The sequence below is a fragment of the Paenibacillus sp. J45TS6 genome (assembly GCF_018403285.1).
In the GTDB taxonomy this organism is placed as follows: domain Bacteria; phylum Bacillota; class Bacilli; order Paenibacillales; family Paenibacillaceae; genus Paenibacillus.
The window spans coordinates 79,098-103,089 of record NZ_BOSJ01000015.1; the positions used below are offsets into that span (position 1 = coordinate 79,098).

Annotated in this window: 28 protein-coding genes and 1 riboswitch; of the genes, 7 read left to right on the forward strand and 21 right to left on the reverse strand. The window is 43.2% G+C overall.

Annotated features, from left to right (window positions below):
* Window positions 1-136 precede the first annotated feature (136 nt).
* From KJS58_RS19175 to KJS58_RS19185, 3 genes are all read right to left on the reverse strand, one after another.
* On the reverse strand, window positions 137-466 hold the full coding sequence (locus KJS58_RS19175) for a four-helix bundle copper-binding protein (protein ID WP_213534932.1): 330 nt from the start codon (window positions 464-466) through the stop codon (window positions 137-139).
* 350 nt (window positions 467-816) lie between these two features.
* The gene (locus tag KJS58_RS19180) at window positions 817-2,199 is read right to left on the reverse strand and encodes a uracil/xanthine transporter (RefSeq protein WP_249717645.1); all 1,383 of its coding nucleotides are present in this window, start codon (window positions 2,197-2,199) and stop codon (window positions 817-819) included.
* Between the two features lie 52 nt (window positions 2,200-2,251).
* Entirely contained in the window at window positions 2,252-2,845 is a 594-nt protein-coding gene (locus KJS58_RS19185) for an ankyrin repeat domain-containing protein (protein ID WP_213534994.1), read from the reverse strand.
* 235 nt (window positions 2,846-3,080) lie between these two features.
* Here KJS58_RS19185 and KJS58_RS19190 point away from each other — a divergent pair, with 235 nt between their 5' ends.
* Window positions 3,081-3,989, forward strand: a complete 909-nt coding sequence (locus KJS58_RS19190) for a LysR family transcriptional regulator (protein ID WP_213534936.1) — start codon at window positions 3,081-3,083, stop codon at window positions 3,987-3,989.
* On the opposite strand, the gene KJS58_RS19195 is transcribed toward KJS58_RS19190, so the two are convergent.
* On the reverse strand, window positions 3,986-4,510 hold the full coding sequence (locus KJS58_RS19195; protein ID WP_191800153.1) for an HPP family protein: 525 nt from the start codon (window positions 4,508-4,510) through the stop codon (window positions 3,986-3,988). The two genes, KJS58_RS19190 and KJS58_RS19195, sit on opposite strands and share 4 nt — an antisense overlap.
* A gap of 292 nt (window positions 4,511-4,802) precedes the next feature.
* Between KJS58_RS19195 and KJS58_RS19200 the strand changes: the two genes are divergently transcribed.
* Both KJS58_RS19200 and KJS58_RS25680 read left to right on the forward strand, forming a co-directional pair.
* A complete protein-coding gene (locus KJS58_RS19200; RefSeq protein WP_213534938.1) occupies window positions 4,803-5,135 on the forward strand; it encodes a hypothetical protein in 333 nt (110 codons plus the stop codon).
* On the forward strand, window positions 5,128-5,253 hold the full coding sequence (locus tag KJS58_RS25680) for a hypothetical protein (protein ID WP_283771306.1): 126 nt from the start codon (window positions 5,128-5,130) through the stop codon (window positions 5,251-5,253). Before KJS58_RS19200 ends, KJS58_RS25680 begins: the two co-directional genes overlap by 8 nt.
* A 136-nt stretch (window positions 5,254-5,389) precedes the next feature.
* Here the strand turns inward: KJS58_RS25680 and KJS58_RS19205 are convergent, their stop codons facing one another.
* The 14 genes from KJS58_RS19205 to KJS58_RS19270 all read right to left on the reverse strand — a co-directional run bounded on the left by KJS58_RS19205 (window position 5,390) and on the right by KJS58_RS19270 (window position 18,503).
* Window positions 5,390-6,595 carry a TraB/GumN family protein gene (locus tag KJS58_RS19205; RefSeq protein WP_213534945.1) on the reverse strand — a complete coding sequence of 402 codons (1,206 nt, stop codon included), beginning with the start codon at window positions 6,593-6,595 and terminating at the stop codon, window positions 5,390-5,392.
* Window positions 6,596-6,713: 118 nt separating this feature from the next.
* Window positions 6,714-8,027: an ABC transporter permease gene (locus tag KJS58_RS19210; RefSeq protein WP_213534947.1), complete on the reverse strand. Its 1,314-nt coding sequence runs from the start codon at window positions 8,025-8,027 to the stop codon at window positions 6,714-6,716.
* On the reverse strand, window positions 8,020-8,922 hold the full coding sequence (locus tag KJS58_RS19215) for an ABC transporter ATP-binding protein (RefSeq protein WP_213534949.1): 903 nt from the start codon (window positions 8,920-8,922) through the stop codon (window positions 8,020-8,022). The genes KJS58_RS19210 and KJS58_RS19215 overlap by 8 nt, the downstream gene beginning before the upstream one ends.
* On the reverse strand, window positions 8,919-9,845 hold the full coding sequence (locus tag KJS58_RS19220) for an ATP-binding cassette domain-containing protein (RefSeq protein ID WP_213534951.1): 927 nt from the start codon (window positions 9,843-9,845) through the stop codon (window positions 8,919-8,921). Before KJS58_RS19220 ends, KJS58_RS19215 begins: the two co-directional genes overlap by 4 nt.
* A complete protein-coding gene (locus KJS58_RS19225) occupies window positions 9,842-10,249 on the reverse strand; it encodes a GntR family transcriptional regulator (RefSeq protein ID WP_213534953.1) in 408 nt (135 codons plus the stop codon). The genes KJS58_RS19220 and KJS58_RS19225 overlap by 4 nt, the downstream gene beginning before the upstream one ends.
* 81 nt (window positions 10,250-10,330) lie before the next feature.
* Window positions 10,331-11,062 (reverse strand): ABC-2 transporter permease, encoded by a 732-nt coding sequence (locus KJS58_RS19230; RefSeq protein WP_213534955.1) that lies wholly within the window; start codon window positions 11,060-11,062, stop codon window positions 10,331-10,333.
* A 388-nt stretch (window positions 11,063-11,450) separates the two neighbouring features.
* Window positions 11,451-11,915, reverse strand: a complete 465-nt coding sequence (locus KJS58_RS19235; protein ID WP_213534957.1) for a DUF420 domain-containing protein — start codon at window positions 11,913-11,915, stop codon at window positions 11,451-11,453.
* Between the two features lie 47 nt (window positions 11,916-11,962).
* A complete protein-coding gene (ctaG, locus tag KJS58_RS19240; protein ID WP_213534959.1) occupies window positions 11,963-12,871 on the reverse strand; it encodes a cytochrome c oxidase assembly factor CtaG in 909 nt (302 codons plus the stop codon).
* 93 nt (window positions 12,872-12,964) lie between these two features.
* Complete coding sequence (locus KJS58_RS19245; protein WP_213534961.1) at window positions 12,965-13,285, reverse strand: cytochrome C oxidase subunit IV family protein; 321 nt, start codon at window positions 13,283-13,285, stop codon at window positions 12,965-12,967.
* Window positions 13,286-13,288: 3 nt separating this feature from the next.
* Window positions 13,289-13,915, reverse strand: a complete 627-nt coding sequence (locus KJS58_RS19250) for a cytochrome (ubi)quinol oxidase subunit III (RefSeq protein ID WP_213534963.1) — start codon at window positions 13,913-13,915, stop codon at window positions 13,289-13,291.
* Window positions 13,912-15,762 carry a cytochrome c oxidase subunit I gene (ctaD, locus tag KJS58_RS19255; protein WP_213534996.1) on the reverse strand — a complete coding sequence of 617 codons (1,851 nt, stop codon included), beginning with the start codon at window positions 15,760-15,762 and terminating at the stop codon, window positions 13,912-13,914. The genes KJS58_RS19250 and ctaD overlap by 4 nt, the downstream gene beginning before the upstream one ends.
* Window positions 15,763-15,818: 56 nt before the next feature.
* The gene (gene coxB / locus KJS58_RS19260) at window positions 15,819-16,904 is read right to left on the reverse strand and encodes a cytochrome c oxidase subunit II (RefSeq protein ID WP_213534965.1); all 1,086 of its coding nucleotides are present in this window, start codon (window positions 16,902-16,904) and stop codon (window positions 15,819-15,821) included.
* A gap of 497 nt (window positions 16,905-17,401) precedes the next feature.
* Window positions 17,402-18,151 carry a type I methionyl aminopeptidase gene (map, locus tag KJS58_RS19265; protein ID WP_213534966.1) on the reverse strand — a complete coding sequence of 250 codons (750 nt, stop codon included), beginning with the start codon at window positions 18,149-18,151 and terminating at the stop codon, window positions 17,402-17,404.
* 163 nt (window positions 18,152-18,314) lie between these two features.
* Complete coding sequence (locus KJS58_RS19270) at window positions 18,315-18,503, reverse strand: hypothetical protein (protein ID WP_047911489.1); 189 nt, start codon at window positions 18,501-18,503, stop codon at window positions 18,315-18,317.
* 414 nt (window positions 18,504-18,917) lie between these two features.
* Between KJS58_RS19270 and KJS58_RS19275 the strand changes: the two genes are divergently transcribed.
* Entirely contained in the window at window positions 18,918-19,202 is a 285-nt protein-coding gene (locus tag KJS58_RS19275; RefSeq protein WP_213534968.1) for a transposase, read from the forward strand.
* A gap of 199 nt (window positions 19,203-19,401) precedes the next feature.
* Window positions 19,402-19,740 carry a DUF4870 domain-containing protein gene (locus KJS58_RS19280; protein ID WP_213534970.1) on the forward strand — a complete coding sequence of 113 codons (339 nt, stop codon included), beginning with the start codon at window positions 19,402-19,404 and terminating at the stop codon, window positions 19,738-19,740.
* 123 nt (window positions 19,741-19,863) lie between these two features.
* Here the strand turns inward: KJS58_RS19280 and KJS58_RS19285 are convergent, their stop codons facing one another.
* Together KJS58_RS19285 and KJS58_RS19290 are read right to left on the reverse strand one after the other, a co-directional pair.
* Window positions 19,864-21,201 (reverse strand): nucleobase:cation symporter-2 family protein, encoded by a 1,338-nt coding sequence (locus KJS58_RS19285; protein WP_213534972.1) that lies wholly within the window; start codon window positions 21,199-21,201, stop codon window positions 19,864-19,866.
* Entirely contained in the window at window positions 21,201-21,788 is a 588-nt protein-coding gene (locus KJS58_RS19290) for a xanthine phosphoribosyltransferase (protein ID WP_213534974.1), read from the reverse strand. The genes KJS58_RS19285 and KJS58_RS19290 overlap by 1 nt, the downstream gene beginning before the upstream one ends.
* Before the next feature lie 188 nt (window positions 21,789-21,976).
* Window positions 21,977-22,077, reverse strand: a riboswitch (purine riboswitch).
* 197 nt (window positions 22,078-22,274) lie between these two features.
* Here KJS58_RS19290 and mscL point away from each other — a divergent pair.
* Entirely contained in the window at window positions 22,275-22,778 is a 504-nt protein-coding gene (gene mscL, locus KJS58_RS19295) for a large conductance mechanosensitive channel protein MscL (RefSeq protein ID WP_213534998.1), read from the forward strand.
* On the opposite strand, the gene KJS58_RS19300 is transcribed toward mscL, so the two are convergent.
* Window positions 22,775-23,080: a hypothetical protein gene (locus KJS58_RS19300; RefSeq protein WP_213534976.1), complete on the reverse strand. Its 306-nt coding sequence runs from the start codon at window positions 23,078-23,080 to the stop codon at window positions 22,775-22,777. The genes mscL and KJS58_RS19300 overlap by 4 nt on opposite strands.
* A 131-nt stretch (window positions 23,081-23,211) precedes the next feature.
* Between KJS58_RS19300 and KJS58_RS19305 the strand changes: the two genes are divergently transcribed.
* Window positions 23,212-23,853: an NUDIX hydrolase gene (locus tag KJS58_RS19305; RefSeq protein ID WP_213534978.1), complete on the forward strand. Its 642-nt coding sequence runs from the start codon at window positions 23,212-23,214 to the stop codon at window positions 23,851-23,853.
* The last annotated feature ends 139 nt before the right edge of the window (window positions 23,854-23,992 follow it).

The following is a 23,992-nucleotide window of genomic DNA, read 5'->3' on the forward strand; positions in this document are numbered from 1 at the left end:
AAAATCACCATTTTGAAAAGACAAAAATTAAAGACTATATGATCTGCTGCTACAATAACTATAGGAAAAAAATCAAAAAAGATGAACCCTGTTCATACAGAGCCCATCTTTCTTTACTTCTTTATAACCTGATCCATTAAGCTGCCATTTCACGGCAAATTTTTGCACAAGCAAAACATGCTTCTGCACATTGCTGACAATGGTCGTGGTCATGTTTTTTACATTCGTTACCGCATGCTTCGCAAGCCTCTGCACAAGCTAGACAAATGGCTTTCGCATAACTACTGTTCATTGACATGGCATGCGCTGCAAACTCGCATAGATCAGCACATTCCCGGTCCAGTCGGATGCATTCTTTCATCATTTCAACGTGTTCCTCATCCAAGCAAGATGAATAACAGTGGTTACAAGCAGCCATACATTTTAAACACGCTTCAATACACTCTTTGTAATTTTGGTTTATCATTGTATGCAACTCCTCTCTATGTTTATGTAAATAGAATCAATCCCTACTCTCTATTACCCTAGGACGAAATATAGTAACATTTATTAATTATATCGATAAGTCACAGTGCAGATCCCTCACATCAGATCGAAGACTTACTCTCTCCAATCTCACCTTCTCTGAATACGAACCACAACTCGGCCTATGCTGCACTATCAGAAGTTTTCCTAAAGCCAACCGTTACACCGTATTTTCATCAACAAAAAAACTGCCCGACCCATGGTAAGGATCGAGCAGGCTGGTCTTCATATCTAATGAATACTTTAGAACAAAATTCTTTTATTTATAGTGCATACGAACATTTCGAATAATTAATTAACAGAAGTCGCTGTCGCAACCTTCTCTTTAACAGCAGACTCAGCTGCAGCATTCATTTCTTTTTGAGGTGCTTTCGTCTCATATTTATCCCAGCGCACAAAATTCTCTAGGATAATTACCATGACAACCCCAATCACAAGTCCATTAGACAGAATCGGGGTTAAGAGCGGTGGAAACTCGGTAAACGCAGAAGAAGGTATATTCATGATGCTGATTCCTATGAGTACCGGAAGAGCCACACGATAGATCGTTTTGGGATTGAAAACTGCCCCTTGGAACGTCCGAATCGCTGTACCAAACATCTGCAAGTAAGCTGCAAAAAGCACTGCATTTCCTACGGATAAAGGAAGCTGCGCTAACCATCCGCTAAGAGAAGGAAATACCCCTACCAAGATAAACATGACGGAGCCTGCAAATAGAGCAGCTCGCCGCAGTACCTTTGTATTTTCAAGAAAACCAATAGAGGAAGCAAACGTACCAAAGGGAATGAGCCCGAGACAACCGCCCAGAATGGAAAAGAAATTCGTAAACAAAAATGATCTTCTGTACTGTTTCTCTGTTGTCTCTCTCTGATACATTTTACTTGCTGCGATTAAGCTCGTTAAGGTATTCGTCATATTCACAAGGCCCGCGATCAGACCAACTAAGATAATCCCCGGCTCAAGCTGTGGTGTTCCCCATGGAAACCAGTGCCACACTCCATTTGCTCCTTCCGCAACAGAGCGCGCACTCTCTCCGCCCCCGAACAAAATCGCATAAGCAATCCAGCCTACAACAATTCCGCTCAGCAAAGAAAACTGTCCGAATTTACCTTTCCCTTTAATATGAATAATGGCGACAACCACAATAATGAAGAGTGACAGACCAGCAAGCGACAAATCCCACTTCCCTGTCTGATCATATCCGATCATGCCTTTAAAAAAGGTGTTGGCCAGCTGAAATGTGAGCAGAAGCAAATATACACCCATAACAATTGGCGTAAAAATACGCTGAAGTACTTTTAAAAATCCGCACAGCGTAAGGATAATTACGAGTATACTTGATAAGACAAAACCGCTGGTTAGACTTGCTGCGACCGATGCGAGAGAAAGCCCCATCGCCGGTGCAGACGCGCATATACTGAGAACAAGTCCCCACCATACGCCAGCTGGCCCATCCATGAGAGCATAACGATGCCCCCATATCACTTGTATGATACAGAGAATTCCGGTCAGTATGAAGGAACGCTGCATCGACCCCGCAATCTCACCCGGCGCAAGCCCAAGTGCATGACCAATGGATAGGGGTACCATAACTGTGTTTGTAAACAAAAAGAAAAGCCACTGCACACCGGCAAGCAGCACACTAAATGAATATCTTGATTTCAACTGTTCCATCATTTCTATTTCCCATCTTTCACCATCATAATTACATAATCTTTGTATATCTTTATTTAGCCCCTGCCTGTTCTAAAATGGAAATCATTTCGGTGTAACCATGCCTCTTGGCATGCTGTAAAGGCGTAACCCCATCACTGTCGGCCAGATTAACATCCACTCCATGAGAGACAAGCAGTTTCACAATTTGGGTATGGTTTACCCCGCCATCGCCAAGAATGACAGCTTCAAGCAGAGCAGTCCATCCTAAATTGTTAACATGATCAATATCTACATCCGAATGCTGAAGTAAATACTCTACAATCTCCACATGACCTCGGTCAGCAGCAGGAATAAGGGCAGTGCCGCCAAAACGATTCGTTATGCGGGTATCCGCTCCAGCTTCCACCATTAGCTTCACGATCTCTAACTTGCCCTCGGCACCTGCATAGAGCAGTGGATTGTCATTCCGTTGATCCTGGAGATTGAGATCGGCCCCTGCATCAATCAATGCTTTTACCGTATCTTGCTTATCGTTATGAGTCGCTGCCAGGATCGCTGTTCGTCCTTTGGCATCTGTTGTATTTATATCTACACCTGATTCCACTAATGCTAAGACTCGGTCTGTTTCACCACGTTCAGCTGCCTTGATTAGTTCTGTTGGCATCACTTCTCCACCTTCCTTGTTTACTTCTTCCCTGGATGGTTCATTCGAAGGATGATTACAACCTAAAAGCATGAGTACAAGTACACAAATGATTCCTGCTCCAGGCAACCTCACATTATCCCTCCATCGCTATGCTATGTTTGTATGGTATCATGAGCATAACTATATTAAAAATATTTAATACCTTGCAAAAGTATATGGAATTCATATAGATATCGACAAGGAGAGCTTACCTATGGATATTAAGCAATTACGTTATTTTATCGCGCTTGCAGAAGAACTGCAGGTGACTTCCGCTGCACAGAGACTCCACATGTCTCAGCCTCCGCTTAGTCAGCAGCTCAAGATGATGGAAACGGAACTCGGTGTACCGCTGTTTCATCGTAATGGACGTCACCTTGAGATTACCTCTGCAGGTAAAACACTGTATGAGCATGCACTCAGCATCACACGGATGATGGAAGAAGCGAAAGCCGAAGTGAAAGAATCGGGAATTGGTGTACGAGGTAAACTTTCTATTGGAATTAATACACTATCTGATGAGCGGCTCCCTGAGATTTTGAGTACGTTTCGCACCCTTTATCCCAAAGTAACCTTCAAAATTCAGCAGAATGAGACAAACACACTTGCTAAGCTAGTAAAAGAAAAGATCCTTGATGTAGCGATTGTGCGCCTCCCCATTTCACTTGAAGATTATGATTACGCGATTGTAGGCGCAGAACCTTTATACTTTGTCACAGGAAAAGAGGATTCCCCGCCTCAACCGGTCACAGCAAACGGTGCTATTTCCTATGAGGCCATTTCGGAATATCCACTTATCCTCCCTAGCACGGAGGGACTTGGACTCTATCACTTAATTTTGGATCAATTTCATGCTCGAGGACTCTCCCCTGCTATTGTCGGGGAATGTTCCGATATTGGGATATTGGTAGAACTTGTAGCTTCCGGTTTTGGGGCATCTATACTCCCGCGTTCCTCATTACACCGATATGATAACCGTGATATTCAGACATATGAAATTAATGGTCCTCAAGCCACCTCTAGTTCTGCCGTGATCTGGCTAAAACAGCATTATCTCAGCAAGTCCGCTCAAAAACTAATTGAGTTACTTACTTCCTCTTCATCTATATCTTCTTATAACTAGATCCAAAAAGTCGGATATGCACGATTACTCCGCATGTTGTTGATGATGAGTGCGATGAGCACGATGATCAGAGAACCAATAAGTACAGGTGAAACAAGATAACTCCACCCATATCCGCCCAGCATAATAATGATGGGGTCTGCTCCAGCTGGCGGATGGGTCGTCTTCGTTAACATCATCAGTGAAATTGCTAAGCCCACAGCAAGTCCGATCGCCCAAGGTTTAGCTCCAATGAGATGGTAGGCTGCTAACCCAACGAGTGCCGATACAAAGTGACCGCCGATAATATTACGGGGCTGTGATAAAGGAGCATTCCATACACTAAATGCGAGTACACAGCTTGCTCCAAATGGAGCCATTAACCATTCAGAAGAGGTCATACTTGTGAGAAATGCTAGAATCGAGATGGTTAAGAATCCCCCGATCAGTCCAGTTAGTGAATCTTTTACATCAATTTGCAGCGGACTGCTGCCTGCTCCTTTCATCTTTAATAGATACCCTTCGACGTTCATTCTTTTCATGGCTTACCTCTTTCCTTATGATTTTCTTTATACACAAAACCAAATTTCTTTAGAAAAGTAAAGAGTTTTTTTCCAAAATAAAAAAACCAACCCATAAAATGAGCTGGTTTAAATAAATGAATTTTAGGGGAACGGTTTCAATTAATGAAGTGGGCTGCATTCAGCCCCCATCATGTTTTTGTTATGCGTTTTATTCCGATCAGTTAAAGAACGCATAGCGAAAAAGTTGCTCTCTTATACGTTTTATTGGATAATATTTACTACATTACAAGCTTGGAGGAATATTATTACTATGAAACAAATGAACCATGTAACCAAGATAGTGATGGCATTCACTTTAGCTAGTGTCACCGTTCTGAGCGTAATTCCTGTGTTTGCCTCAAACGAAACAGTGACCCGATCCCAAGACATCCAAACTCTTGATGTTGATTATGAGTATAAAAACGAGTCCTTTTTAGGCACTACCTATAAAAATAATTTCTATATCGAACCATATTACGGCTGGGCAAAGATCTGGATTCACAACACATCATCTGATACTGTCACTGTCAGGGTTACCCAGAATACACTTACAGGAAAAGAAAAGATGTTTTTTTACCTTAGCTCCTGGCGAACAGTTGGCTAAAAAGGGTATTAAACCTTGGTCAACAGGTACTCACTGGATCAGCATCGCCGCTAAAAATGGAAAACCATTATCAGGACTCCTCACTGTTAAGTTGGCAAAAACAAAAGATCTACTATGATCAAAGTCATGATCTTGTTTTTTTAAAAAATGCCCCCTTGAACTCATCGGCTCACCCAAACAGGTGTACCGTCAGTCCTAAGGAGGCATGATCTAATAAATTCAATCACACAAACCACTGTTTTAAAATTAATCCTTTATTTACGTACCACTGTGTACCCTTTATCCTGAAGCAGCTTTATAACGCCATGTTCACCCAAATAGTGTCCTGCGCCAACAACGATGAAATATTCTTCTTTCTTGTCGCTTTTCAGGTAACCGTCGATTTTATCTGCCATCCCGATATTTCGATCGACCAGCATCGCTTTATAAAACTCAGGTTCGACAGCCATGCTGTTGGTGAATTCAAGTAACATTTCATCATTCCCTGATTTCCACATATCGGCCATTTGGTCCACACTATCATCAAGGGTATCAAAATCGTCTAGCGCAGTCTTCAAATTCCGCTCCTGCAGCTCCTTGGAGAAATCATCAAACATGCCAAGTTGGGACTCATAGGATTCTAGCTCCAGAACTGGTATTTTGCGCTCCATCGCTTTCTGGATGAAATACAGATCAATACCTGCAGCTGCTTCGTACCCTGCTGTCATTGTTTTCAGAGTACTGATCGTTGTCTCGACCACCCAAGGCTTATATGCATCTAGTGCATTCTTTTCCATTCCATTTTGCTTCAGAATTTCTTCAAGCTTCGCATAAGTTTCCTTGGACACATGGTCCTTCAGCGTAGTTCCATCCTGGTACATTCCCATATTCGTAATCAATTTTTGTTGCTCTTCATCTACGGCTTTGCTAATATCGATCTCTACACCTAAATAATCCGCTTCAGCAAAAGCTTCCTCATACTCTGAACGCAGTGGGTAGAAACTATCATCTGCAACATGCATCGATCCAACGAGATATACGGTATTCCCGTTGTTCTCCACTTCCCACATGAAACCGCGAGCAGCTTCACCCGATGTCTTGGAAACCAAAAGTACAGTGCGGGAATTTCGATCCCAGTGAACTTCGTAACCTGCGGCTTCACCCACCGTACGAATTGGAACATAGGTTACACCGTTAATCAGTTTCGTCTTACTTTTCAGCGTGATCTGCTTGCCGTCAACAACCGCTTGAATGGTTCCATTCTGGACATGGGACAGCTTAACATTTAGAGCCTCGAGTGTTGTTCTCAGCGGCACCATCGTTGTGCCCTGGTCAACTATAGGTGTACTTGTTGCAAATTCAACTTTTTGATCGTTTATCTTTAGTACCGGTTGCTGTGGTGCAGCTAATGCAGGGGCGGCTGAGGCGAGCATACCTGCTGAAATAATGAGCGATAAGAGCGATTTTTTCCAATGGTTCATGTTAGATTCTCCTTATTTATGAATAATAGAATGTAATCCAGTAGTACCTTAAATAAAAATCAACTCATTATAAACGTGCTGCTGTGGCTGGGCTGCTGTGTGTGCAATTATATTTTAATTACATTTTAAAAGCCTTCATCGCCTTACGAAGTTCCGCTACGCTCGGACGTTTACCGTACATCAGTACGCCCGTACGATAAATCTTCGCGGACAGCCATCCGAAACCTAAGATCGCTGCAATCAAAATGACTAACGATACCCAAATCTGCCAAACTGCGATCTCTCCCATTCCGACCCGAAGGATCATCACCGTTGGAGCAGTGAACGGCACATAACTTGAGATTTGAACAAGTAAGCTGTTCGGCGTTCCCATACTGAAGATCCCGATATAGAAAGCAGCCAGAGACAGCATCGTCATTGGTGTAAGCGCCTGACCTAAATCTTCTGTACGACTGACAATGGAACCAATCGCAGCAAACAGAACCGCATACAAGAAATAACCAAAGATATAGAATAATAGTCCGTAAAAGAGTACATCCAGATTAAGTAAAGTTAAATCAATGTTCATGGAACTGAGCATTTCTTTATTATGAGGCAGCATGAGATTTGCGAAGATCGTAAGTCCAAAGATCCCAATCTGTGTCAAACTCAGCAAGAAAATACCGATGATTTTACCAAACATTTGTGTCAGTGGAGACACACTGGTGATCAGAATTTCCATAATCCGTGAGCTTTTCTCTGCGGTAATTTCGGAAGCAATCATATTCCCTGTCATTACGGTAGAGAAGAAGAATAGAATCATGAGCACATAGACAAAAGCATAGTTCACACCTTGTGAAGCGGCATCCTCTGTATCTGCGGTAGGTGAACTGTTTTCTACATTAATTTCTTTCGTAATCAGAGATACCGGTGTGCTGATATCTGCAATCTGTTGTTCGGTAAGCGAGTTCTGTGCGATCACTTTTGTTTTCGCATTTTGAATGGCAAGTTGCAGCCACGTTGCCACTTCGGAAGATACATCCCCGTCTGGAGAATAGTAGGTAGCCAAAGGTGAAGCAGATCCTTCCATATTCTCAAGAGTTACGTATCCATCAATAATCTCATCATTTATATCCTGGCTTAACTTCGATTCGTCTGCTGATTCGTAGGATACAAGATTAAATACAGGAGTAAGGAGACCGTCGGTATAGAGCTTTAGTTCATCCCCAACAGCTTGCTGCTCAGGATCCGATATCACAAGACCAATGGATGGAACCTCCGCACGTGTAGCGCTGCTGTTCTCTTTCTCTTCACCTGTAAAAGAGGAAATAATATAGGGAAGATTCATACCAATCGTCATGAGAATGACAAGGATGAGGGTCGTCACTTTAAAAGCTTTCGTCTTCGCCTTCTGCTTGTAGGTAAATCCGATAATCGTCCCAAGTTTATTCATTACCTGTTCCTACCTCCTTGATAAAGATTTGATTCAGTGTCGGTTCTTTGATCTCAAAATGCTCCACTGTGGCGGTTTGTAATGCTTTTTGCAGCACAAGCTGAGCCGCCTCCATGGAACGAATCGTAATCAGATAGCCTCGCTCCATTCGTTCCACCTTCGTAACACCCGGAAGCAGCTCCAGTCCACTCACTTCTTCTGAAGTGATCAGACGTACCTGTTCCCGCGGGTATCTAGATTTAATCTCTCTAATGCTTCCCTCTACTACGGAATTACCGCGGTGAAGTATGGTGATATTCTGACACAGCTCTTCGACGTGCTCCATTCGGTGTGTCGAGAACAAGATGGAAGTCCCTTCATCTCGCATTTCTTTTACCGTTGATTTCAGCAGCTCCACATTCACGGGATCAAGACCACTAAATGCTTCATCTAAAATCAGGATTTGCGGGCGATGGACAACAGCTGCGATGAATCCCATTTTCTGCTGATTCCCCTTAGAAAGTTCTTCAATTCGTTTGTCGTAATACTCGGGCACCTCAAATTTTTCAAGCCAGTATTTTAAGCTCTCGTCCGCCTCTTTTGCTGACATTCCGCGTAGACGACCTAAGTAATTGATCTGTTCACTTACCTTCACCTTCGGATACATTCCACGTTCTTCAGGCAAGTAACCCATCAGATGCTGAAGTTCAGGACTGAATGATTTGCCGTTGTAGCTGATCTGTCCCCCATCAGGATAAATAAGTCCAAGCACCATACGCATCGTTGTCGTTTTCCCTGCCCCATTGGCACCAAGCAATCCATAGATTTCTCCTTCTTTCACCGAAAGAGTGACCCCATTTACAGCAAGTTTGTCTCCATACTGCTTCATTACTTGGTTCAGTTCGAGTCGATTCATTTGATATGCTCCCCCTTTTTCATTTCCCAGCCTGCAGGTCCATGCCCCTGAATCCAGTACATTAAAATTTCCTCCAGCTCCAGTACTCTTGCTTTCAGCGGCAGCAGACCCGCTTCCTCTAACACTTCAAGTACATCTGCTGCACGCGTTGTTACTATTCTACGAATCCGTTCCGTTTCCTCTGACCATTCCAAAACTCCAGGCAAATGAGCAGGTTTGATCTCCCCTTCGTACCAAATCTCTCGCCAGCTATCAAGCAAAAGATCCTTCTCCACCATGCCGAGCGTCTGTCCTTTGTGCATCAGGATAATGTAATCTGCCAGCTTTCTGATCTCATCAACAATATGAGTCGCAATAATAATGGTAGTATCCCCTTGCTGCATATACAGCTGGAGCTCTGTTAGCATCTGCTTCCATGCGAAAGGGTCCAGCCCCGAAGAGGGTTCATCCAAAATCAGCAGTTTAGGCCGAACAGCCAGCGCGGCGGCTAACTCAAACTTGCGCCGTTCTCCCTTGGACATTTTCTTTAATCTGCTGCCTCGGGGTACCTCAAACTTGGTAAGCAGTTCTTCGAATAAAGCGGCATCGAAGCGGGGATACCAGAATGCTCGGAATTCGGCTGCTTCTTCTACGGTAAGTCGATCCTCCTCTGGGCTTGAATACTCAGTGACGGATCCTATTCTCTGGCGGAGCTCAAGCGGAAGTTCCTCCTTATCATATTGCTCACCAAACCACAAAATGTGTCCTGCTTCAGGAATCACCACTTTTTGCAGCATACTCAGAAGCGTTGTTTTTCCCGAACCATTCGGCCCGACAAGTGCATAAATATATCCTTCAAGCAGTTCTAGGTGAATGGGTCCGATTGTTCTGTCTTTTCTTGATTTATACACCCCTTGCATGGAGATTACTGAGTGTTCGGTCATTTCTCTGTCTCCTCCTTCTCCCTATAGAACTCATTCATCACTTCAGAGAACCAGTGATCCAGTTCTTCACGAGTGCTGCCGACCGATCTGCCTACTTTTGCCGCCTGAATCAGGGCCTCTTTTACTGCAGCCTGTTTGTAATCTTCTTTTTTATCTATCCCTACCTGAGCAACAAAGGTTCCTGTACCTTGCTTCGTACGAAGCAAACCTTCATTCTCTAGGTCTTGATATACTCTTCGGACAGTAATGACACTGCATCTAAGATTGCTAGCAAATTCACGTATTGAGGGCAATAATGTCCCCTCCTTGATTTGACCAGTAATAATAAGCGATCGCAATTGACTCTCTATCTGGGAATATAAGGGTTCAGCGCTACTCTCATTGATCTGTATAGGTATGTTCACGCGGTTGCCTCCCCCTTTACTATAAAATGATTGGTATTTCTTCGCTCTGTTCACTAACTGCCCCGAACAAAATGGACGATATTAGCTTACATCTCTTAATAACATTTTTTTCTTCGTACGCTTAAAAGAAAATATCATCAGCACGATTCCAGATACAAGCATAATCCACATCCCTGGAGCAAGTAACCCCCACTGCTGACTATGCTCTATCGAAAACTGAATCAGGTTCCAATCAAGTATGGCTGCTGTGAGCGCGATGAAAAAGAATACAACAAAAGCTAACGTCGTATATGCAAAATAAGCTTTCCCGCTCACTAGCAATTCCCAGTAGATAAAAAATGTGTTCCAGATAACTCCATACCCGATCCATAGTAGTGAAAAAGCGAGAACTTGATCAAACCTAAAATGTTCAAACCGCAGGGCAAGAAAATAGATTACAGTGAAATAGATGACACCGTTAACGGCAAAGGCAACCAGCATCTGAAATATACGGCTCCATATGATGGTAGATGCAGGTATCGGTAATCTTCGCATATACGATAACATTTGGGTATAGGAGTCATCCTGTAAATAACGGAATGATCTTCTCGAGAAAAAGAAGCCCAAGAACGGGATAAAAAGCAGGAATATATTATCTACTAAAAGCGTGTGTACCTGAGCTTCCATACCTCTTAACCCCGTACCGGTAAGAAAGCCTCCCGTAATTGCCGCTGTATATAGAGTAAAGAGAATTGTCCAGATCCAATTAAGTCGGTCTCGCTTAAGTTCCGTTTTCGTCATCCACCAAGCTTGCTTCCATATTGTTACCGTCATGATTCCATCCCCTCCACCGATCTAGGTGTGATTACTGTATATATCTTTATACACAGTATATAAACCATAGCTTGTCCATGTCAACCTTTTTCTTCCATGAAATAAAAAATAACGATAAAGCCTATGAACACCTAGTAAGAACAGTGGTAAGGAGAGCTGTTGGGAGGACACTGTTAGGAGGGTACAGTTAAGAGAGTACAGTTCGGAGAGCACAAGTTCGGAGAGCACAAGTTCGGAGAGCACAGTTCAGAGAGCATTGTTCGGAAGCACAGTTACAGATTAGAGGGCATTTTCCGCACAAAAAAAGGAGACGCTCGTCTCCTTTGCTCGTATTTCATTATTTTTTTGCTTGATCGTTCACATCATGAATCATTCATGCCTTATATCTTTAAGCACCTATAATAACTTCCCAGACAGGCTTCGTATGTCCTCCTGGATAAAGGATATAGAGCAGTGTATACACAAGGACCCCTGTTGTGGCAGTGAAGAACCAGATCATAGAAGTTACTCTGCCGAGCCGCCTGTGTTTTGCATATTTTTCTTTGTAGCCCCATAGGAGGGTTGTAATTCCGAATATCGCTCCCACGGTAGCCATTACAATATGGAAAATAAGAAACACTTGATAGAATAACTTTAAATGATCTGGCCCGCCCCAAGCCGTATTTCCTACAATGATTGTGCGCGAACTGTAGATAATGAAGAACAGAATTGCTGCCCAGGCACCGGCAAGCATCATTTTCTTATGCGCTTCTCGTTGCCCCCGGATAATAAGTACCCATCCGATCCCCACCAGTACTGCACTTATCACGATAAAAGCCGTACTTAGTGTAGGCAGCCAAAAATATAAATCCATGTTCCTTCCCCCCGTGTCCTTCATGCTGGTGAATCTTACGTAATACCCTATATCTCGTCTACCTGCTTAGATACGTTTGGAATAATCTCTTCCTCTTCACTCCGCTCTTTCTTGTACCACTGAAAAAAGACATACGCGAGCATAATTCCAAAAATCAATTCTTGGATCATCTTCATGATCACTCCGCCTACCTGCTGATCCTGCTGTGCATTCGGTAACAAATTAAAGTAAGAGGGTCCGCCGACAGATTGCAAGAGGATCTGAGGATCACCCGAGTAACAGTACCCCATCGCAGTCGCCCAAACGTTTGGATCACTATAAGTTGCAAACAATGGTTCTGAAGCAAAGATAATAAGCCCGCAGGCCGGCGTAAGCAGTACCATGTTTAGAAAAATAAACCCGATCTTAGCAAGGCTTGATCCCCTGTCCCGCTCTGGAACAGGATGAACTAAGGATCCCCACATCAGGAGCGACGCAATGAATAGAACGATGTAATAAAGTCTATGTACTGCAAAGTTCAGCATGACGTAGTCATGCACGATCGGTATATGATAGATCGAAAATAGTCCGTTAAATAAAAGTGCCGCCACAATAGGTTTTCCTAAGAAGGAAAAAGATTTTATTAATGGATAGTCAAGAACTTTACGCCAAACCCAGGATGGAATCCCTCTCATAAGCAGCGGCGGTGCAGCGATATAAGACAGCGCCATACTAATCATGTGAAAGGTGAACATGGTATGTCCCAGTAGGCTAATCGGGCCTCCTTGTGCCATATAGAGAATAAACATCCCGCATACAAACATAATTTTCTGCCGTGAGGTCGTCTTCTCCGTTATTCCTGCACCATAAGCAAGCGGGCCAACCATTACAAAATAAAGTGCTGTCAGTATAAGCATCAAAGCCAAAAATAATGGACTCCATACGTCCCCAAAACTAAAGTATTCTAGTCCAAGCATAATTTCCCTCCTGCCTTGCTTCATGACAGTAAATAAATGGATTTATGAAAAGGAGAAAAGGCAGCGAAAAAGATTCGCCGCCTTCTACTGTTGTTACCACCATACCCAAAATAACGCGGTAATAATGGCCGTAAAGGCCACGAAAAATCCGAATGCCATAAAGATGAGAGGAATAAAATGTCCTTTGTCCTTCATGTGCATCCAGTAAGCCATCTGGATAACCACTTGTAGAACCGCCATTGTGAGCAAGAGAATGATCGTAAAGGTTGTGTTCACTCCGCCTGCAGCCACTGCTCCAAAAGCGATCAAAGTTAAACCTATGGAGAAAATAAAGGCAACCACATGCTTTTCTGGCCCTTCCGGGCGATGACGATGCTTGACACTGTTATTGCCAGCCTGTTCATGACTTGCCATGGATTAAACCACCTTTCCCAGTAGATAAACGACCGTAAAGATGAATACCCATACCACATCGATAAAGTGCCAATAAATCGCAGACACATAGATCTTGGGTGCGGTGACGACCGTCAACCCTTTTTTGTACAGTTGCCCTATTAGTATGCCAATCCAGGCAATACCAAATGCGACGTGAGCACCGTGGAATCCAACAAGCGTATAGAAGGCGGAACTAAAAGCACTTGTTGTCATACCAAAGTTCTTGTGAACAATGTATTCATAGAATTCATAGATCTCTAAACTAAGAAAGCCAAGTCCAAGGATAACCGTAACAATAAGCCAGAAAATCAGCTTTTTAACATCATGTTTGTGCATGGCTTGAATAGCGAAAACACTCGTTAAACTACTCACTAACAGAATGAATGTGGCAGCTCCCACAAGGGGCAGATGGAACAGTTCATTTGCTGTAGGACCCTCTACTGTCTGATTACGAAGCGCAAGGAATGTAGCAAACAAAGTACCGAACAGTACCGCCTCTCCTCCAAGGAAAAGCCAGAAACCAAGGACCTTGTTGCGTCCTTCCAGTGTTGCTTTTTCAGGTTCGTGAGGCAGCTGACCGTTTACAGCTTCTGTATGTGGTGATGTCATAGCTTAGCCCCCTTATCTTCCAGTTCCTCGGGATCAATATGCCATCCATGATCATCGAACAAGGAACGTGCGGCCATAGATCCGAATGTAATGAGAAGACCAATGATAACCACGATATAATTATTGAATAGGAAGTTCATAAATCCGTTGCCAAACTCGTCGTTTGAGAACATAAAACCCAGACCTGCAATGAAAATCCCTACAGACATCAGGAATGGAAGCGGTGTGGCAGAAGGCATGTGAATAGGACCAAGCGGCTCTGCAGGTGTCATTTCTGTGTTGCCTGCCATTTTTTCTTTCCACCAAGCATCAAGACCACGTACCAACGGAATTTGCGTAAAGTTGTGTTCTGGAGGCGGAGATGGAATGGACCATTCCAGTGTACGGCCATCTTCCCAAGGATCATTAGGTGCATCCGCTGGTTTTCTGAAAGTAATAACCACATTAATTAAGAACAAAATAACGCCGATAGTCATCAAAAATGCTCCGATGGTACTAATATAGTTCAGTTCATCAAACCCTTGATCCGGCGCATAGGTTGCAACCCGGCGCTGCATTCCCAAAAGACCGAGGAAATGCTGAACGAAGAAGGTGAGATGGAACCCAATAATAAAGAACCAAAACGTAATTTTGCCAAGCGTCTCATTAAGAAGACGTCCAAACATTTTTGGCCACCAGTAGGTGAGTCCTGCAAATATGCCCAGTACGAGACCACCCACAATAACATAGTGAAAGTGTGCTACAACGAAGTATGTATCATGGAACTGAAAGTCCGCAGGTGCTGATGCGAGCATAACACCCGTCACCCCGCCCATTACAAAGGTAGGTAAGAAACCGATCGCATACAAGTTCGCTGTTGTAAAGCGAATCTGTCCTCCCCACATCGTAAAGAGCCAGTTGAATATTTTGATCCCGGTTGGTACGGCAATCAGCATGGTAGAAATAGAGAATAGTGCATTAGCAATCGTACCGAGACCGGTCGTAAACATGTGATGCGCCCATACCATGAATCCCAAAAATGCAATCAGGATCGTTGCAAATACCATCGAGCTGTATCCAAACAATCTTTTTCTTGAGAAGGTAGGAATAACTTCTGAAATAATACCGAAGGCCGGCAAGATCAAGATATATACTTCGGGATGCCCGAAGATCCAGAATATATGCTGCCATAATACAGGGTTACCGCCGCCTTCTATACTAAAGAAGTTTGCACCCAGAATCCGGTCAAAAGTTAACAGGACAAGCCCAACCGTAATCGCTGGAAAAGCAAATAGAATCATAGCGGATGTAATAAATGTCGTCCAAGCAAACATCGGCATGCGCATAAAGGACATCCCTGGTGCACGCATCGTAATAATCGTAGCGAGGAAGTTAATCCCCCCGATCAGCGTACCGAGACCCGCAATCTGCAGTCCAATGGTGTAAAAATCAACCCCATGTGTCTCACTGTATGCGGAACTTGCCAGCGGCACATAAGAAGTCCATCCGGCATCCGGAGCTCCGCCCATCACCCAGCTCAGGTTCAGCAGGATTCCTCCGAAGAGAAACGTCCAGAAACCCAGTGCATTAAGGAATGGAAATGCTACGTCCCGCGCCCCAATTTGAAGAGGGAGGATTGCATTCATAAAAGCAAAGATAATCGGCATAACGCCTAGGAAGATCATCGTTGTACCGTGCATCGTAATCAGTTCATTAAATAGCTGTGTACTAACAATCTTGCTATATGGTTCCATCAGCTGGAGACGGATCAAAATCGCTTCGATACCGCCGATACCAAAAAACAGAGCGCCTGCCATCAAATAAAGTATTGCAATTTTCTTATGGTCAACCGTCGTAATCCAATCCATCAGTCCGGTATACCGTTTAACCGTATGAGCGTGAGCCAACGTTGTGTACCTCCTTCTCAATCCGCACTGTTCGTTTCATATTCAAGCTTATAACTCGCCAAGTATTCAGCAAGGGCATCAATTTCTTCTGTCGTGAGTCCTAGATCACTAGGATTCGGCATTTCGTTGCCTGGTTTCACTTCTTGCGGATCATGAAGCCACTGTTTCATGTTATCTTCAACAGAAGCTCCCTCTTGGCCTTCACGTTCGTTCAGAAGCATACTGGCTACTGATTCTCTGCTGCCGATTCCTGTGAGATTCGGACCGACTGGAGTCCCTTGATCTCCCACAGCGTGACATGTTAGGCAGGCAGATCTGAATTTCTCTGCAAGCTGCTCATCTTCGGGAAGAACGGCCGGTGCTTTCATAGAAGCAACCCAGCTATCGAATTCTTCCGGGCTTACTGATTTGACTTTGAATTCCATGAAAGCATGAGATGGTCCGCATAACTCTGCGCACTTCCCCCGGTAAACGCCTTCATTCGGTGCGGAAAAATGGAACTTGTTTGTTGTCCCTTTTGTATCGTCATCCCCTGCAAAGTTGGTATCAATCTTACCGGAAAGGGATGGGACCCAGAAGGAATGAATTACGTCTTGACTGTCAAGGACAAAAGAAATCGTCTTGTTCGTTGGAATAATAAGATCTTGTGCGGTCGTCACACCCAAATCAGGATAACTAAATTCCCACCAGTATTGGTGAGCCGTTACTCTAACCTGAAGGGCATTTTTGTCTTTGGTGTAATCTTTACCGAGTGCGGAGAGCTGTCCAACCGTAGGAATAGCGAGTACAACAACAAGAATGAGCGGAATCACAGTCCAGATCACCTCAAGCTTGAAATTGCCTTCAACTTGTTCCGGTACTTCAGTCTGTCCTTTTTTGCGTCTGAACTTGACCAATACGTAAGCTGAGATGGCAAATACCACAAGCAATACGACGACCATGATCGTTATAGCAAGTTTCATCAAATCAAGCTGACCTTGTGCTACAGGACCTTGCGGGTTCATTACAGATAAATCCTCTCGACCACAAGCGGACAACAATAATAAAGAGAATGCTGTCAGTAAAAGGAGGATCCGTTTTCCGTACTGCCACCTTTTCATCACCTATCTACCCCACTTTTCCCGTTTTCGCTGATTACCATCTGGTTCCAGAAAGCGATTATTCTACCTGTTCTAGTACCTTTGTTGTAATCCTGTCAATTAATACAATCACTTATTAAATATAAGTTGACGTCAACTTTTTGTCAATCTTTAGACACATGTTCACAAATTGTTCACCAAGTCAAAAAAACCGCGCCACTGCCCGATTTGTGAACGATTTCAGTTTGATATAAACCGGAGTTTGTCCATTGTTTTCTTCCAATATACGGATAAAACGGGAGGATTCGAGCTATTTTTCCAATAGGTTAATTTATGTATATTAGTGCAAATAAATAGATATTAAACCTAGTATCATTTTATAGAGTCTAATCCCTATTCTATGCTGTCATGTGCATTTATCACGGAGCTTTATTGTATTTTTATCCATCATTTACCACAAAAAAGAAAACCCGCTTTGTGATAGAGCGGGATTCCTAACCACTTCCCTGCAACTTGGTAGTCTAGATCGTTAGAAGCAACGGACCATCCTTCGTAATCGCTACCGTGTGCTCATATTGAGCACCAATACTTCCATCTGCTGATCTAACGGTCCAGCCATCCTCTTCCCAATAAACAGCGCCTGTTCTTCCCATGGTCAGAACAGGTTCGACGGTAATCACCATACCCTCAACCAGCTTCATCCCTGTTCCCTTTTTTCCGTAAGGAAACACATCTGGCTGCTCGTGCATTAACCTGCCAATACCATGTCCTACAAGCGGTTTAACAATGCCGTAACGCCATAGTTTTACATTTTTCTCAATGGCGTATCCTATGTCCCCTATCGTTTTACCCGGCCTCGCTTCTTCAATACCGAGTAACATAGCTTTCTCGGTTCGACGAAGAAAACGCTGGGTTTTTGAATCGATTTTTCCGATGGCATAGGTCCACGCAGAGTCTGCGAGCCATCCATCCTTGTTAACAACCATATCAATGGTGACAACGTCACCTGATTTCAGCGGCTTTTCACTCGGAAATCCGTGACACACGATATCATTAACCGACGCGCAGGTTGCATAGGGATAACCTTTGTAGCCTTTTTGCTCAGGAACCGCTCCATTTCGAGCGAGAAAGGTTTCTACGAATTCATCAATCTCTTGGGTTGTCGTATCTGGGGCAAGTTTTCTCTCAATTTCACGATGGCATTCTTTTAAGATTCGTCCGGCCTCACGCATGTAACCGATCTCTTCTTTTGTTTTAAGCTTTACCGACATATGGCCGTCCCCCTCTATATTTATGGAATCTTTACCATATATATGCTGAGAAGGACGCAAAAAAAACCGCCTCTCTGTTTCAAATTCATCAGGGTGGCGGTTCTATAAACAACAAAGCAATATAATCAGCAAATACAACGGGAATGCCTTACAAAAAAACGAATCAGGAGACTGAGGAATTCAGTCTGGTTAATTCACGCTCAACTACAAGCGTCAGTTCCTCTTCATACCCTCCTGTTATCCGGTATTTTTTCACATACTCCTTCACGAATTTTTTAGGATCCTTCGGCCTGAATATACGAGTCATTTCCCGTAAACTTTCTTTGACCTCATTATGACCTTTTGTTGCCATGATAACTCCCTCCCAAAACGTTGAAAGTGAATGCTCCGTTTAGAGAATGCAAAAAGAAAGATCTAAATTGATACCATGAAGAAGTGTGCGCGGCAATATTCAGCTTTAGGCCGGGACTCCTGAGAAGACAGGTACCTGACACTATAATTACCCGATATGATTCCTTTTGAATCACACTTCCATTGTATCATATTCAAAGCAGTCGTACAGCTTTACAACTTTATAAAAAGTAATTAATTTACATTTTATCTACCAAAGTTCGAATTTTTGCCTCGGATGGCTTTCCTTTATGGTTATTGTCTCTCTACTTGGAATAATTATGTCTGAATCAGGTTACCTTAAAGCCAGAAGCCTGGCGCTTCACGATTTTTATGAAATAATGGTTACTATTTCTTTCAAGGAGGCATTCCAATCATGAGCGGAAAAGATAAGGAGATGCTCCCGATATCCAAGGAAACAGTTGAGGTTGACGGAGTTTATACAAATGAACGAGGACTTACAGAGCATCTTTACAGAGGTCAACATTTCCCATCGGATCCAGTATTGGGTGCTACAGAATGGGAATTAACCGAGTTTATGTTTGAGAATCATCATGAGGGGATCACCGATCCTAGACTGGTTCCTAAGGAAAATGACACAGATAAACAAGGAAAAATCACGAATCCAAGACGTCAGCAACAAGGCGGAGATCCTTCCTAATTTACTTTTATTAGGTGAGGTAAGTTTACTTCTATAGAAATTAGGGTATCCACTTAAGCCGCTTTGCCGGTTCACGGGGTACCCTAATTTATTTTTATCTAATTTTTGTATCAGCGATTAATTTTCCTGTATCTGTTCAAATATCTCCTCCCCCGTCATATGCTAACTTATAGCACCTTGTACAAAGGGAGGAAGAACAATGTCTCCATTCAAATCATCTACAGGTCTTGATGAGAATATTGCTGCTGCAATATGCTACCTGTTCACCTTTATAGGAGCAATTGTGATGCTTGCACTGGAGAAACGAAGCCGATTTGTCATGTTTCATGCTCTGCAATCTTTGTTTGCTTTTGGCTTTATCGTAGTTGGACACATTCTTAGCGGGCTTGTTCCCTTATTTGGTCCGCTGCTCGCAGCTCTGTTATCTCTTCTCGGCTTTGTTATTTGGATTGTAATGTTAGTGACGACACTGCAAGGAAAGTGGCTAAAACTGCCTATTGTTGGGGATTTAGCTGATAAACAAATGCGTAAACTGTAATAGAGGATGTATCATCTCATTAAACACCTTAGTCTTTTATCAAAAAATGTGTAATGTAATTAAAAAGCCGGTTACATGATCTAAAAGAGATCACGTAACCGGCTTTTACTTTTTACATATGCATTAAGCTGCTTCATCACCAGTAGACTTGGTTCCAGGGACTTCTTTTGCCGGACCCAGCCCGTTAAAGATGAGATTCATGAAAATTGCCGTAAAGCTGCCGACTACAATTCCGTTGTTTAATAGAATCCCAGCCTCTTCTGGCAGCTGTGCGAATAAATCAGGAACGACCGTAACACCAAGTCCCATTCCCACAGAACAAGCGATAATCAGCAGATTCTCATACCGATTAAAGTCCACCTGTTCAGCAAGCATACGAATACCGGATGATACCACCATACCGAAAAGGGCTACCGTAGCGCCGCCGAGTACCGAATGAGGAATCATCTGTGCGGTAGCTGCAATCTTCGGTACAAAACCAATGATAATAAGCAGTCCGCCTGCCACCGCGATGACGTCGCGCGTCTTTACGCGGCTCATTTGCAGAAGCCCTACATTCTGAGAATACGTTGTATAAGGGAATGAATTAAAAATACCGCCGACGACTATCGCAAGACCTTCTGCACGATATCCGCGGGCTAGATCTTTCGAATTCAGATCTTTGTCCAAGATCTTACCGAGAGCCATAAACACACCTGTGGATTCTGCGATACTGACAATCGCAACCAGGATCATCGTCAGAACGGCAGAGATATTAAATTTGGGTGTGCCGAAGTGAAACGGCTCTGGTGCACGGAACCAGCTTGCTTCTAGCATTGGCGTCAAGTCTACCTTACCGAAGAAGCCGGCCACGATGGTACCTACAACAAGACCAAGCAGAATAGAAATAGATTGCAGGAAACCTTTTGTGAAACGATTCATGAGAATGATAAAAATAAGAACACCAAAACCGATACACAAATTCAGAATGCTCCCGAAATCGGCCTCATTCTGACCTCCCCCAAGATCGTTCAAAGCGGTTGGAATCAAGGTAAGGCCAATGATCGTTACTACCGACCCCGTTACAACAGGCGGAAAAAACCGGATCAGTTTACTGAAGAATCCGCCAAAAATCATAACGAATATTCCCGATGCGATAATCGCTCCGTAAATATAGGACATGCCAAAGTTTTTTCCAATTAGAATCATGGGAGCCACGGCTTGAAATGCACAACCGAGCATAACCGGAAGTCCAATACCAAAATATTTACCTCCCCAGACCTGCAATAACGTAGCAAGACCACAGGCCAGCAGGTCAATTGCAATGAGGTAAGTTAGTTCGGACGAAGATAATTCAAGCGCACTGCCCACGATTAGTGGAACAATAACGGCCCCGGCATACATAGCCAAAACGTGCTGAAGACCAAGTGAAAATGTCTTCGCTGGATGACGATGACGATCGAATATTCGTTCACGGGTCATTAGACTTGAACCTCATCTTCGGCAAAAGTAACCTGTCCATCCTTAAGTGCAGCAAGACGAACAAGTGACTCTACACGGTACCCTTTCTCTTTCAAAAGTTTACCTCCCGGCTGGAATGCCTTCTCGATCACGATACCAATGCCGACTACCTCTGCTCCCGCCTGTTCCACGATCCGAGCAAGTCCAAAAGCGGCTTCGCCGTTCGCTAGGAAATCATCAATAATAAGCACACGATCCCCTGGCTTCATAAATTTTTTGGCAACGGTAATTTCATTGGATTCCTGTTTTGTAAAAGAGTACACCTTCTCAACCAGAATATCTTCACGAAGAGTCAGTGATTTTTGTTTGCGTGCAAAAATAAGCGGTACTTCAAGCTCCAGTGCTGTCATAATGCCCGGTGCTATACCAGAGGATTCAATTGTCAGTACACGAGTGATTTCTTCTCCTTCAAATCTTCGCGTAAACTCACGGCCTACCTCTTTCATCAAGATCGGATCCATCTGATGGTTCAGGAAAGAATCCACCTTTAATACTTGATCCGACAATACAATTCCTTCATTTAATACTTTCTCTTTTAACAGCTTCATCATCTGTTCCTCCTTGGTGCTATCGTGTTTGTTATCTCTAAACGCAAAAAAGTCCCTTCTCTTCCACCGTCCCAACCGGCAGAAAAGCAAGGGAGAAGAACATAGGTATCTGATAGAAGCAAAATTCCATCCCTAACTATCGTCAGAACTGACGGTACTTTAGCGATAAGTCTCTTCTATCTATCGTAACCTTATATTAATTCTCCCGTAGTCCAATCATTTGCGGTGATCGGGTAGAGACATGCTGGCCTATTCCAGCACATATACGAGATAACGTAAGTGTATTTTGTAAATAATGTAAAGCGTCTCTTTATCTACCTGAATCCAGGTACAGACAGCTTATGTTAGGTCGATGGTAGAAGTATACCGAATTGATACTGCAAAAGAAAGTGTTATTTTCAGTATTTTTTTCACTTTTCGCTTTCCAAGAGAGTCTATCAGATGATTAAATAGATGAAGGTAGCGATAATACGATGTTAGGAGTGCATCTGCTTGAAAGGAATCATAAGTGAATTTAAAGAATTTGCCGTACGAGGGAATGTCATTGATTTGGCAGTTGGTGTCATTATTGGCGGGGCATTTGGAAAAATTATAACGTCTTTCGTTAACGATATACTCATGCCGCCGATCGGACTAATTCTAGGAAATCGCAGTTTTGAACAGCTGTTTTTGCCGCTGGAAAAAGGAATTTTCACCCTTGAAGGAAGCAAATATACTACGCTTGCAATGGCAGAAGAAGCCGGAATCCCCGTACTCCGGTACGGTCAGTTCATTAATGTTGTTCTCGATTTTATGATTGTGGCTTTCTGCATCTTTATGTTCGTCAAGGCGATCAACCGATTTAAACGTAAAGAAGAACAACCCGAGCCGAAGAAAACGACACGGGCATGCCCTTATTGTATATCTGATATACCGCTTGAAGCGACACGCTGTTCATACTGCACATCCTTGATTGAACCAATCCTTGGGACAGAAAAGGCAAAAGCTTAAAGCCCTGGGGATCTAGGAATGAGATTTTCGAGGATCTGTCTTAGATTTGCATCTTCCCGGTAGACTTCTTCCCCGGTATCGAGTTCTGTGACACGAATTCGAGTATACGGTTCATCCGGACGAACCGGTTTAAAAGTAAGATCATCTTTATTTTCAACCATGACATCAAATCCTATTTTTTTAAACATTGGGATCAATTGATCTGTAGAAGCTTCCTGTTTATCTCCGAGCATAATAAGACCTCTTAAGTGCTTGGTCTCTTCATTTTTGTAGATAACTTGAAAACGAACGATGCATTCCATTCTTTATCTCCCCCTTATTCGTTTAAACCTATATGATAACTACATTTCCCCAAACTGTATGTAATCATGCTAACAGAAAACTCAGTAAATCTGTAGTAAGACGTTATTATTACACGGGAGGTACCAAACTTATGATAATAGAAGAGCAATTTGATATCTACAATGAAGATGGAAAGTGGATCGGCACCGCCCCCCGTTCTGAAGTACACGCAAAAGGATACTGGCATAAATCGTTTCACTGCTGGCTCATACGAGATACAGAAGAAGGGCGTAAACTGCTTTTTCAAAAAAGGGTGAGCAGTAAGGATACCTTTCCTTCCTGCTATGATATTACCGCTGCAGGGCACCTCTCTGCAGGCGAAACGGTACAAGATGCCGCAAGAGAACTAGAGGAAGAACTGGGACTTGCCGTTCCCTACTCTCAGCTTACACCTCTGCTTGAGATAAAAGAGGAGTTATATGGTGAAGTAAACGGGATACCCTTCAAAGACCTAGAAATCAGCTCCGTATTTGGTTATCTTCATACTCAGCCGCTATATCAATATCATCTGCAGCAAAGTGAAGTACAAGGACTTTACGAAGCTCTTCTATCCGATCTGATGGAGTTGTTCGAGAATAAAGTATCGGAAGTGCAAGCAATTGGAATTCTTAGTCAGAACGAAGGTAATCCAGAAGCACTCTTCATGGAAACCATTAGAGCAGAACAGTTTGTGACAAGGCAGCCTAGTTACTATCTCACCATATTTGAGAAACTAAAGGAAATGAAAAGGTAACTTAGTCGACTGCTGAACTGAACCCCGAATGGTAGACACTTAAAAAGTGACTACCATTCGGGGTTTTTCTATTTTCTTTCTAGAAAAGTCCCGTTATACTAACATTACAATTTTTTAGAACGGAGTATTTTTCATGAGT